This is a genomic window from Desulfonatronovibrio hydrogenovorans DSM 9292 (assembly GCF_000686525.1).
GTDB lineage: Bacteria > Desulfobacterota > Desulfovibrionia > Desulfovibrionales > Desulfonatronovibrionaceae > Desulfonatronovibrio > Desulfonatronovibrio hydrogenovorans.
The window spans coordinates 159148-171179 of record NZ_JMKT01000008.1 but is presented as its reverse complement, the minus strand read 5'-3'; the positions used below and the strand labels follow the sequence as shown (position 1 = coordinate 171179).

11 protein-coding genes are annotated in these 12032 nt (G+C 54.5%); 1 reads left to right on the top strand and 10 read right to left on the bottom strand.

Going from position 1 to position 12032, the window contains the following annotated elements; all coding sequences use genetic code 11:
• Positions 1-8 precede the first annotated feature (8 nt).
• The 8 genes from trmD to P771_RS16155 form a co-directional block, all read right to left on the bottom strand.
• Positions 9-1283: a tRNA (guanosine(37)-N1)-methyltransferase TrmD gene (trmD, locus tag P771_RS0102040; protein ID WP_028573818.1), complete on the bottom strand. Its 1275-nt coding sequence runs from the start codon at positions 1281-1283 to the stop codon at positions 9-11.
• Between the two features lie 16 nt (positions 1284-1299).
• On the bottom strand, positions 1300-1854 hold the full coding sequence (rimM, locus tag P771_RS0102035) for a ribosome maturation factor RimM (RefSeq protein ID WP_028573817.1): 555 nt from the start codon (positions 1852-1854) through the stop codon (positions 1300-1302).
• A gap of 94 nt (positions 1855-1948) precedes the next feature.
• Positions 1949-2182 carry a KH domain-containing protein gene (locus P771_RS0102030; RefSeq protein WP_028573816.1) on the bottom strand — a complete coding sequence of 78 codons (234 nt, stop codon included), beginning with the start codon at positions 2180-2182 and terminating at the stop codon, positions 1949-1951.
• A gap of 73 nt (positions 2183-2255) precedes the next feature.
• On the bottom strand, positions 2256-2495 hold the full coding sequence (gene rpsP, locus P771_RS0102025) for a 30S ribosomal protein S16 (protein ID WP_028573815.1): 240 nt from the start codon (positions 2493-2495) through the stop codon (positions 2256-2258).
• 192 nt (positions 2496-2687) lie between these two features.
• Complete coding sequence (ffh, locus tag P771_RS0102020) at positions 2688-4112, bottom strand: signal recognition particle protein (protein WP_028573814.1); 1425 nt, start codon at positions 4110-4112, stop codon at positions 2688-2690.
• Positions 4113-4188: 76 nt separating this feature from the next.
• On the bottom strand, positions 4189-5400 hold the full coding sequence (locus P771_RS0102015) for a pyridoxal phosphate-dependent aminotransferase (RefSeq protein WP_028573813.1): 1212 nt from the start codon (positions 5398-5400) through the stop codon (positions 4189-4191).
• A 143-nt stretch (positions 5401-5543) separates the two neighbouring features.
• Entirely contained in the window at positions 5544-6509 is a 966-nt protein-coding gene (locus P771_RS0102005; RefSeq protein WP_028573812.1) for a hypothetical protein, read from the bottom strand.
• On the bottom strand, positions 6502-8688 hold the full coding sequence (locus P771_RS16155) for a DUF3536 domain-containing protein (protein WP_051617048.1): 2187 nt from the start codon (positions 8686-8688) through the stop codon (positions 6502-6504). The genes P771_RS0102005 and P771_RS16155 overlap by 8 nt, the downstream gene beginning before the upstream one ends.
• Before the next feature lie 160 nt (positions 8689-8848).
• On the opposite strand from P771_RS16155, the gene rdgC reads away from it, so the two are divergent.
• Positions 8849-9463 carry a recombination-associated protein RdgC gene (gene rdgC / locus P771_RS0101995; protein ID WP_028573811.1) on the top strand — a complete coding sequence of 205 codons (615 nt, stop codon included), beginning with the start codon at positions 8849-8851 and terminating at the stop codon, positions 9461-9463.
• Between the two features lie 54 nt (positions 9464-9517).
• Here the strand turns inward: rdgC and ahcY are convergent, their stop codons facing one another.
• Both ahcY and P771_RS0101980 read right to left on the bottom strand, forming a co-directional pair.
• Positions 9518-10939 (bottom strand): adenosylhomocysteinase, encoded by a 1422-nt coding sequence (gene ahcY, locus P771_RS0101990; protein WP_028573810.1) that lies wholly within the window; start codon positions 10937-10939, stop codon positions 9518-9520.
• 187 nt (positions 10940-11126) lie between these two features.
• Positions 11127-12017, bottom strand: coding sequence for an ADP-ribosylglycohydrolase family protein (locus P771_RS0101980; protein WP_208595940.1), 891 nt, complete (start codon positions 12015-12017; stop codon positions 11127-11129).
• Positions 12018-12032 lie beyond the last annotated feature (15 nt).

Genomic DNA, 12032 nt, shown 5'->3' with positions numbered 1-12032 from the left:
CTGAATTATTAGTAATCTCCAACAATACGGTCAACCATGATCGAGGCTGCCGATCTGACGGACAGGTGGTTGAAGCGGCTCAGATAACACACCGGCCTCAGCAGTGCGTCGGCTTTTTCCAGTATTCCGGGGCTCAGGCCGTAGCCGGTACCCAGCACAACCAGGACCGGTCCCGAATCCAGCATTCTGCGGACCCGGCCAAAGGTCGTATCCCCTGTTCCGCGGGCACTGGTGGCAACAATGCCCGGTCTTTGACCAGACCTTTCTTCAATCAGGGCAACAGCGTCCTCTAAAAAGCCGCACACCTGGATATTGGACAGGGCTGCAGCCCGGTCCGGATTGGCCCTGCCCCCGGGGCCTGAGGTCCAGTGGCTGATAAGCCTCTGGGCCAGCTGCTGCTGATCTTCCAGAGGAGTACATATATAATAACCACCCAGACCGTACGTTTCGGAAACGCGTCCTATATCGTGAATATCCAGGTTTGTCAAAGAAGTTGTTGCCTCTTCGCCGGTTTTATTCATGACCGGGGAATGGACAAGGGCCAGATAAAGATTCCGGGCCGGCCGAGCCCTTTCCAGGCTTCGGAGAAAGGAGGCGTCATCCTGATCAAGCAGGGCATTATCCAGCAGGCCGGGCCTGCTGTGCAAAGTGTTCTCCAGGGAGCGCTCCCTCTTCCATCTGGCAATCCGGCCGTGATGACCGGACAGGAGAACCTCCGGGACTCTGAGACCCTGATAGACCTCCGGCCTGGTGTAGTGGGGGTACTCAAGCAGACCCCGGGAGAAACTTTCCTCACCAGTCGACTCCAGCTTACCCATGAAACCGGGCAGAAACCTGGAAACCGACTCCATGATGCACAGGGCTGCAGCCTCCCCTCCATTGAGAACAAAATCCCCGGCAGAAAGGTGTTCCAGCTCTACAAGCTCTTCCAGGCGGGCGTCGATCCCTTCGTATCTCCCGCAGATCAGGGCGATATTTTCTTCCCTGGCAAGCCTCATGGCGGTTTCATGGTCAAAGGGCCTTCCCTTGGGAGTGAGCAGGATCTTTCTGCAGTTTTCAGGCAATGTGCCCAGAGCCTGAAACAGAGGATCAACCATCATCACCATTCCCGGACCCCCGCCATAGGGCCGGTCGTCAACAGTGCTGTGCCGGTCATGGGCAAAGTCCCGGGGAAAGATAATGGAAGTCCGGACTATCCCCTTTTCAACGGCCTTACCCAGAAGTCCGCAGGACAATGGTGACTGGAAAAATTCCGGAAGAATGCTGATCAGATGAAAATGCATCAGAAATATCTTTAGGTCAGCCCCGGCTAAGGGTCTGAGTATCAACTCCGTAAATCTCCAGAAGTCCTTCAGGCGGATCAATCACTATTTTCTTGCTGTCCGCATCCACCTCCAGGACAAACTGGCTGTTGTAGGGGAAAAGAACCTCCTGTTCGTCCCTGGTCACGATCCTCCAGACTTCAGAGCCCTTGTTGTCGAAAATCCGGTCCAGAGTACCCAGCAGGACACCTTGTTTCAGAAAGACCCTGCTGCCCAGCAGTTCAAACACATAAGTTCCGTCCTGGTCCGAGTCCTGAAGATTTTTACGGGGCACCAGGACGTCTGCCCCGCGCCACTGTTCAGCCAGATCACGGCCGGAAACGCCTTCCAGAACGACCAGGACCCGACCCTTATGGCGCCTCAGGGACTGGATATTAAACGCCTTGGGCCTTGATCCGGACGCGGACAGGTAAAGCCTGGACAGGTCAGGCAAAAACGAAGGGGAGCCTGCAAACCATAATATGCAAAGCTCCCCTTTAAGTCCGTGTGGCTTCAGAACCCGGCCGCAATGGATAAGCTTGGTGGAAGCCATTCAGCTGTTGGTTGTGGTTAAATAAAAAGGCTTTCCAGAAACCGCCCCTCTTCTCCGGATCCGGTCATGATCATGGCCGGGGCCCTAGGCAGGTCTATTCGATGATTTCCAGGACCGCTCTTTTCCTGGCCTTGGTTGAGGCCGCGCCCAGAATTGTCCGCATGGCTCTTGCTGTCCGGCCCTGCTTGCCTATTACCTTTCCAAGATCCTCCTTGGCGACCTTAAGCTCAATTACAGAAGTCTGTTCACCTTCAATTTCAGAAACCGACACTTGATCCGGGTTGTCAACCAATGATTTGGCAATGTATTCGATCAAATCCTTCAACATAATCACCTCCGATTTAAGTGCGATTCAAGAGAGCTGTCTGGATCCCGGGCAAGGAAAGCAGCAAACAGGCTGATCAGGAAGCGGCTTTTTTGAGCAGTGAACGGACAGTATCAGTGGGCTTTGCCCCCTTGTCCATCCAGGCCTTGACCTTGTCCAGATCAATGCTGATTTCTGCCGGGCTCTTCATGGGATTGTAGTATCCCAGGTATTCCAGAGCCCGTCCATCGCGTCTGGTTTCGCTGTTCAAGGCAACAACGCGGTAAAAGGGCTTCTTTTTGGAGCCCATTCTTGTCAGTCTGATTTTGAGTGCCATGTGAGTTATCCCCCGTTTATAGTAATATATTTCCTGTTAGCTGATCATGTTCGAAAAATCAATGATTCCCCTGAAAAAGCGTCCTGTCCGGCCTGCAGGCGCCTGTTTCTGGCGACGCTGACCACCCGGACAGGTTATAGTCAAATAATTTTACTGTGTTCTATATATCTGGCTGAACTTTTGTCCAGAAGATTATTTTTTCTTTTTCCTGCGCTTGAGCTTCTTCCTTTTGGCCTTGGCTTTGGCCCTGGCCTGGGCAGGAACAGCACCGGACATTCCTGGAAGGCCGGGCATTCCGGCCCCCTGCTTGCCTCCCCCTTTACCGCCGACCATCTTCTGCATCATTCTCTGCATCTGTTCAAAATTGTTCAGGAGCTGATTCACGTCCTGAACCGTGGTCCCACTGCCTGCAGCTATCCGCTTTTTCCGGGAAGCGTTGAATATCTTGGGGCTGCGCCTTTCCTCAGGGGTCATGGAATTGATGATGGCCTCCAGCCGGACCATCTCCTTTTCCGGGACTTTGACATCCTTGAGCTTCTCCTTGACCTTGCCCATCCCTGGAATCATCTTCAAAAGACCTTCAATGGAGCCCAGTTTTTTCAGACGCCGCATCTGCTTGCGAAAATCCTCCAGATCGAACTGGGCCTTTTTAAACTTTTCCTCCATGTCCCTGGCCTCAGCCTCATCTATGCCGGACTGGGCCTTTTCTATCAGGGTCAGCACATCTCCCATGCCCAGAATCCTGGAAGCCACCCGGTCCGGATGAAACACCTCCAGATCGCTGAGCTTTTCCCCTGTTCCAATGAACTTGATGGGCTTATGGGTCACTGACTTGACGGACAAGGCTGCTCCGCCCCTGGCATCGCCTTCCATCTTGGTCAGGATGATCCCGCTTATGTCCAGAAGCTCGTTGAACTTCTGGGCTACATTCACTGCATCCTGCCCGGTCATGGCGTCAGCCACGAACAGGATCTCATGGGGTGAGCACTTTTCCTTTATCCGGACCAGCTCGTTCATGAGCTTGTCATCAACATGCAGCCGGCCGGCAGTATCCAGAATAACAGCTGTATATGCCTTCTGCCTGGCCACATCCATGGCCTGGGAGCAGATATCCACCGGGTCATCCCCTGAGACTGAAGGATGAACCGGCATTTCCAGTTCCTGAGCCAGTCTGGTCAGCTGATCTATGGCGGCTGGACGGTAAACATCGGCCGGGACCAGATAGGGATCATATTTCAGGCGGCGCAGGTGCAGGGCCAGCTTGGCTGTGGAGGTGGTTTTACCCGACCCCTGAAGCCCCACCAGCATGATGACCACCGGCGGCTTGACCTTGAGATTGAGCCCCTGCTGCTCACCGCCCAAAAGCTCCACAAGTTCATCGTTGACAATCTTGATGACCTGCTGCCCGGGGGTCAGGCTCTTGAGCACGTCCTGGCCCAGGGCCCGCTCCCTGATCCGCTCGGTAAAGTCCTTGACAACCTTGTAGTTTACATCGGCTTCCAGCAGGGCCAGACGGACTTCCCGCATGCCGTCCTGGATGTTCTTTTCATCCAGCCGGCCGTGGCCTTTGAGCTTCTTAAATACTGAATTGAGTCTGTCGGATAAACTGTCAAACATTGTTTATAGGTGTCCCCGGTCAAAAAAAAGAAAAGTTGATATGACTATCCTGAACCGAATTCCAAGTCAAGGATTGTTATCCAGGGGTTTTCATGTCCCGGACCGGCTGACTGGACGCCCTTTTCAGGGCCGGTCCGGCGCTGGTGATCACCTGGTCTGGTACGCAAAAGGCGAATCTGACATAGCCTGGATATCCAAAACCGGTCCCGGGCACCGCCAGGACGTTTTCCTTGAACAGGTTCTGAACAAAGGCCTGATCATCTCCGCCCGGGGCTTTGGGGAAAAAGTAGAACCCCCCTCCGGGCATGGAAAACTCAAGTCCTGCTTCTGACAGAACACCGGCCATGGCCTGCCTTCTTTTTTCATAAATGCCCCTGTCCACTGTGACCTGCAGAGCCTTTTGCATGAGGATCTGGCCAATGACCGGGGCATTGACAAACCCCAGGATACGGTTGGTCAGGGTCAGGCCGTTTAAAAGTTCTGATTTTTCCGGGATCCCGGGATTGACTGCAATATAGCCCACCCTTTCCCCGGCCATGGACAGGCTCTTGGAAAAAGAACTCACCACCATGCTGTACCGGTAGGCAGCCAGGACTGAAGGTACCTCTGCCTGGTCATAAGTCAGAAACCGGTAGGGCTCGTCAGAGATCAGAAAAATGGGCCTGCCCGCCTCCCTGCTCTTGGCTTCCAGGATTCTGGCCAGACCAGAAATCTCTTCCTGGGTATACACCCGGCCTGACGGGTTGTTGGGCGAATTTATGAGCACTGCCCTGGTCCTGGCCGTTACAGACCCTTCCAGAGCTTCCAGGTCCAGGTCAAAAGTCAGAGGCCTGGTCTTGACCGGGACCAGTCTGCCCTGAAAATTCTCAGCATAAAATCCGTATTCAACAAAATAGGGAGCCGGGCAAACCACCTGGTCACCGGGTTCCAGCACAGCCCGGAAAAATGCGTTGATCCCGCCGGCTGCTCCGCAGGTCAGAACAATATCTTCAGGAGCAATATCCACCTGCTGTTCAGCTGCCAGAAACCCGGCCAGAGACTTGCGCGCTTCCGGCAGGCCGGCATTGGGCATGTAGCCCAGGGCAAAAGGCTGATCAGCTCGGTCAGCCAGCTCCCTCAAAGCAGACCCGATCTCCGGGGGAGGAGGAAGGTCAGGGTTTCCCAGGCTGAAGTCAAACACATTTTCCGCACCGAACTTCTGCTTGAGTTCACTGCCTGCCTCAAACATTTTTCTTATCCAGGATGCCTTTTCCAGGTAACCTTGCACCTGTTTTGAAAGTAATTCCATTCTTATCTCCAATTGTTTGCTTTAGACTCTGATGGGCCGACTGGTCAGCAGACTGCGGGCCTGATCTCCATTCTGGCCAGGCAGCTGACCGGCCAGACAGACCTGGTTCATCAGAAACCGGCTGTCGTCCCGGCAAAGGGCCGTTATTGACTGGATTCTCCTCCAGCCAGAACACCCTGCTCCAGAAGGTAGTTGATAATCCCTGATCCACCGGTCAGCACCACCCTTTTTCCTGGACCTTCATCCACGATCATCAGGGGTACACCCCGGAACCCGCTCCCTCTGAAAAAGGCCCTGGCCTGCTCTACCTTGTGTTCCAGACCATCCCGGATTTGCGTATCCGGAACTGTCCCGGACTGTTCCAGGCGAACAATTTCCAGGAAAAGATTCACCTGCTCCAGGTCCTGATCCATGACCCAGGAGATCTTTTTCAGATCCGGATCTGCAGTATCCAGAGGATAAAGATTCCAGACATACTCCCTGGGCTCGTTCACAGCCAGATTAAGGAGCACTTCAGTGCAGTGGGGGCAGTGCAGACTGAAGAAATAATGAAATCTGGGCCATTCCCCGGCCTCGGGTCCGGACCAGGTTATGCTGCTCAGCTGTTCCAGGAAAGGGGCCCGGTCAGGGATGGTTATCATGGCTCCGGCCAGCCCCCCTCCAGCCCAGACAGCCAGACCCAGAATCAAAACCGACAGCTTTTTCCGGACCAGGGCCACAAGGATCAGAGCCAGGATCAGACCAGCGCCCACTGCAATGCATAAAAGGCAGTTCTCCTGGATGGAAAAAAACTGAAAGCCAAGAAGGCCGCCGTCAAAAGCCAGGGCACCCAGAAGCAGAAGGGTTGCAATGACCCACAGCCACTTTGACTCATACCTGGAAGCAAAAAAATAAACCCCCCAGAGCAGGGCAAAAAAGGCCAGACCCAGGGAGACCAGGGCTGTTTCACCCAGGCGCACATAATCGCCAACAATGGCGCAGGCCTGGGTGGGGCATAGACTGGCCCCGCTTGAAATCCGCAGGTACAGGTCAAGGCCCAGACCAGCAATGGCCAGGAGCAGCACCCCGTGCAGCAGGAAGCGGATTGAAAAAAAACTGGCTTTATTCATCTTCCCCGGCCTTTCTGATATAGAATTTTTCCAGGATCTCTTTCTGGACATCCCCTTTACCGTCCTCCCAGAGTCTGTTCTGCAGATAAAAGATATCCGGAAACAGTCCCATGTTTCTTGATCCGTGCATCAGCTGACCTGCCCTGTCCCAGTCTGGATCAGATCCGGTGGTCAGGCTGTCCAGTTCATCAGTAATCCTTTTTTCCATGATCTGTCTGAAAAAAGGATTGTCCCTGACCACCCGGCTCCAGAAGTCTTCAAAATCAGCACACCGTCCTCCGGACAGCAGATACTGAAACACTGTCCCGGCCGACTGGACTCCGGCACCAGCCAGGGGGGCCTTTTGACCCTGCTCAAAAGGACACATGAGCTGATCCCTGATAAAACCCGGCAGCTCCAGTTCCAGCTCCCATAAAGACCTCTCCAGCCGGTGCTCAAACCTGCACAGGATGAAATCCCTGAGCCTCTTATCCAGGTCAGCCATGCTTATGATGCTGCCCTGTCCGTCATCAATTTCAGGGTAGTCATACCCCTTGCTGCTTCTGGGCTGTTTAAAGCTGACCCGGCCCTGCTCCAGGGTACTTTTCCACTGGTAATCAAGCTGGAGTTCGTCCTTCTGTTCAGACAGCCTGAACTCAAGGCCTGGAAAGGATATTGAGTCGTCTTCCCTCAGGGCAGCTGCAGTCAGAGCCATTTTGCCAGGGGTCATCCGCCTGGGCCGAACCAGCTCAGACCAGAGCTTTCTGCCGTCACCAACCTTTTCCTCATTGGAGTAGGCCTCCTCCAGGACCTCCAGAAACTCCCCTTCAACATCCGGCCCACCCAGATCTCTTAAAAGATCCAGCCCTTTCAGAGCATGGCCGAGTCCATTCAGGGGCTCTATCCGTCCAATATCATCAAAGAACCAGGCACAGCTGGAAAAGCTGGCCAGGCCCATACGCTGCATTTCCAGGAGCTTCAGGGCCCTTGTCCTGTCTCTGGCCGTGAGTTTGCCCTTCTGGTGCTCATCCAGGAAAGTGTCCCTGTCCAGGGCGTTACACAGACAGCTGCCATAATGCCTGAGGGCCAGGTTTTCATCCCTGAAGACTTCCCTGCCGGCTCTCCGGTAGTGGGCGTCAATATAGTATTTAAGCAGATTCAAAGCCCGGCGCAGGGGCTTCCTCCATCTCTGGTTCCAATGGGGATGACCTCCATCCTTGCACCCGCAGTCTTCCCTCCACCTCTCAACCCCGTGAATACAGCTCCAGGAGGTCTTTTCCCTGATCCGTACCTGGTATTCAGGCGGATGCTGCTCCAGGTAGGAGGCGTAATTGGTCAGACCCATGGGGCTGTCATCTTTGTGCAGCTCTTCCAGGACATAAGCCAGGGCCATTTCTCCAAATTTGAAATGATGACCATAAGATTCCCCGTCCGTGGCCAGGCTCAGCAGGGGGGCATCTTTCCGGCTCAGGATCCTGTCCAGAAAACCCCTGCCGTCTCGAAGCAGCTCTTCAAAGGCTACAGCCTGGGACAGTGAGCCGTCATAAAAAAACAGACTGATTTCCTTTCCAGACGGCAGCCTGACCAGGTATGGCCTGGTGGTATCAAGGCCATTTTCCTCAATACTGATCCAGTTTTCCTGATCAAGACCGGAAACTGCATCTGCCTGTCTGGGCGCAAGTACGGTATACTTTATCCCTGCCCTGGCCAGGGCCTCCAGGGTATCGGTGCACACCGCGGTTTCAGCCAGCCACATCCCGTCAGGCTTTCGTCCGTACCGATGTTCAAAGTCAAGGATGGACCAGTGGATTTCAATATCCCGGTCCTGATCAGTGGACAGAGGCATGATCACATGGTGATAGACCTGGGCCATGGCGTTTCCCTGTCCAAAACGGGCCAGGCCTTTTTTATCCCCTTCAATGACTCTGGCATAGGTTTCAGGACTGTGCTCTTCCATCCAGGCCAGGATGGTGGGGCCAAAATTATAGCTGATGTACTCGTAACAATTGATCATGTTGAATATAAAACCATTGTCATCCACCCGGCGGGCAAAGGCCAGGGGAGTATAGCATTCTCTGCTTATCCTCTGGTTCCAGTTGGAAAACGGGGCTGCACTGGCTTCGGGCAGGACTTCTTCCAGCCAGGGATCAAATCTTGGCGGCTGATAAAAATGGCCATGGATGCATAATTTGGAGGACATTCAACTTTCTCCGGTCAAGCCCGGTTTTATCCGGACAATTTAAAATATTGCCAAACCGGCCTGGACAAGGCAAAATCAACTATTCAATCCTGGGGCATGGCAGCCTGAGTCCAGCCTTCCGGGCCAAACCACCATCAAACCTTAAACTGGAGATATGTTCATGGGAATACTCAGCTCGAGTCTGAGCCTGACCAGGTACAGGGTATTTCAGAAAATCCCGGATGATTTCTGGGCTGAAATCCCGGACCGCCTGAAAAAACATAAATTCAAGGACATTGACCAGACCGCTGACGAACGAAGCTTTGGCTGGACATCCTTTGACGATATGCTGGACACCAACTGGTCCCTGGCTTCACCCCATAAGGGCCACTATCTGGCCTTTGCCCTGCGCCTGGATACCAGGAGAATTCCTCCGGCAGTGATGAAAAAACATCTTCGACTGGCCCTTGATCAGGCCAGAATGGAGCTGGAATCCAAAGGTCAGAAGTTTGTTTCCCGGGACCAGAAAAAAGAGATCCGGGAAAATGTCCAGCTGAAGCTCTTTGCCCGGATTCTGCCCATCCCTGCGGTCTTTGATGTAATCTGGGACACTTCGGCCGGCACAGTCTATTTCGGCTCCACCAGCCCCAAGGCCAGGGAACTTTTCCAGGACCTGTTCACCAATACCTTTGAACTGCACCTGGAACCCCGGAACCCTTATTTTCAGGCAGCCGCCAAAACAGATCCGGACCGGAAAAAGCAGCTGGACGAGATGGAACCGGCCATCTTCATCTGATCCAGGACCGGAATCTCCAGCTTCCGGTCCTGGCCCGCCAGTATAACTATCTGCCTAATACCGGTAATGATCAGGCTTGAACGGTCCTTCCAGGGAAATACCCAGATATTCGGCCTGTTCCGGGGTCAGCTTTTCCAGCTTAACACCCAGCCTGCCCAGGTGCAGTCTGGCCACTTCCTCATCCAGTTTTTTGGACAGCACCCTGACCCTGGGATCGTAATCGTTTCTGGCCAGGTCAATCTGGGCCAGAACCTGGTTGGTGAAGCTGTTGCTCATGACAAAACTGGGATGTCCGGTTGCGCAGCCCAGGTTGACCAGCCTGCCTTCGGCCAGGACAATGACTGACCGGCCGGACTTGAGGGTCCACTTGTCCACCTGGGGCTTGATGACCAGCCTTTTGCAGTCCGGATTGTTCTCCAGGTAGACCATTTCTATCTCTGAATCAAAGTGGCCGACATTGCAGATGATGGCCTCATCCTTCATCTTCTCCATGTGCTCGCCCCGGATCACATCGCAGCACCCTGTGGCCGTAACAAAGATATCCCCGACCTGGACCGCCTGGTCCATGGTGGTTACTTCATAGCCTTCCATGGCGGCCTGCAGGGCGCAGATGGGGTCGATCTCAGTGACAATGACCCTGGCCCCGAATCCGCGCATGGACTGGGCGCAGCCCTTGCCCACATCTCCGTAACCGCAGACTACCACCACCTTGCCGGCCACCATGACATCAGTGGCCCGCTTGATGCCGTCAGCCAGGGATTCCCGGCATCCGTACAGGTTATCGAACTTGGACTTGGTAACTGAATCGTTGACATTAATGGCCGGGAAAAGAAGCTCCCCTTTTTTCTCCATCTGGTAAAGCCGGTGCACGCCTGTGGTTGTCTCTTCCGAGACCCCTCTGATCTTTTCAGCCATCCTGGTCCATTTGCCGGGATCTTTTTTCAGGCTGTGCCGCAGGCGTTCCATGACAATTTGAAACTCTTTGTTCTCCACTTTCTGATCCAGAATGGACGGGTCCTTTTCAACCTTGACTCCCTGATGGATCATCAGGGTGGCATCGCCGCCGTCATCCACAATCAGGTCCGGGCCGGTTCCATCAGGCCAGGTCAGGGCCTGTTCCGTGCACCACCAGTACTCTTCCAGGGTTTCGCCCTTCCAGGCAAAAACCTTGGCCAGACCTGCCTTGACCACAGCCGCAGCTGAATGGTCCTGGGTAGAGAATATATTGCACGAGGCCCAGCGCAAGTCCGCCCCAAGCTTATGCAGGGTCTGGATCAGCATGGCCGTCTGGATGGTCATGTGCAGGCTGCCCATGATCTTCAGACCTTTCAGGGGCTTTTCCTGGCCATACTCTTCCTGCAGGGCCATGAGTCCGGGCATCTCGTTCTCGGAAAGCTGCATCTCCATCAGGCCCCAGTCAGCCAGGGACATATCTGCGACCTTGTGGTCCAGTTTGGGATCAAGTTCCAGAAACATATCTTCCTCCTGTTACTGCCTGGTCCGGGATTCAGACCGGCAGACACGGTTTCAAAAATTCAGTTCCAGTTCAAAGTCGAATAAACCTGGAACATATCCATCCTTTCTGCCAGTGTAAACCTTTTCCTGGCCTGGGCAGCACTGGTCCGGACTGGCAGCAGAGTGCAGCCGGGGAGTATGGGGCTGGTCATCCCCTGGCCAGGGCATCGGCCAGGTCAATTATCTCCGGGCCCATGGTCAGCTTTTCAATCCAGGTTCCAGGGATTCCGGACAAGCCGTAATATGCCCCGGCAATCTGTCCGCAGACAGCAGCCGTGGTGTCGGCATCGTCCCCCAGATTTGCCGCTTCCAGAATGGCCTGCTCAAATGAGCCGGTCCGCATGAAACACCACAATGCCGCTTCCAGACTGTCCACCACATAAGCAGTACCCCGGATCTGATCCCTGGTTTTGTCCAGATACTCCCCTTGGGCAATAGCTGCCATGCCGGGGCTTCCGGAAAAGTCCCTGTTATCGCCCAGAACCGCTTCCTGTCGGGACCTGCCCTTAAAGATCCGGACAATTATCCGGGCCATAAGCCGGCAGGCATCAAGACACTCGCGGGTGCCGTGGGTGGTCCTGGAACTCTTTTCAGCCATTGATCCGGCTTTTTCCAGGTCAGGGTAATAAAATATGGGTATCGGAGCCAAGCGCATGATGGAGCCGTTTCCGGCTGTCCAGGGATCTTTTGGACCGGAAAAGGGATCTCTGGTCCTGGTGAACCTGTCCAGGGAAGCCCGGACCGTCCCCCCCATGCCGAAACAGGTCCCGGTACTGCTCAAGTACCCGGTCTTTGCCCACCTTGCATACCTTTCCATCTGGTCCAGGGCGTGGAACCCGCCCTTCTTTACCAGGCTGATCCCCAGACACAGGGCCATGGAAGTATCATCGGTCCACTGGCCGGGCTGCAGCCTGTAAGGCCCTCCACCGGTCATACCGGTCAAGGGGACAAAGCTTCCCCTGGGCTGAGACTCTGCAGCAGTGCCCACTGCATCTCCTGCTGCCAGACCTGCCAGACACCCCCTGAACCTGTCGGTCATCTTCACAATTTCCTC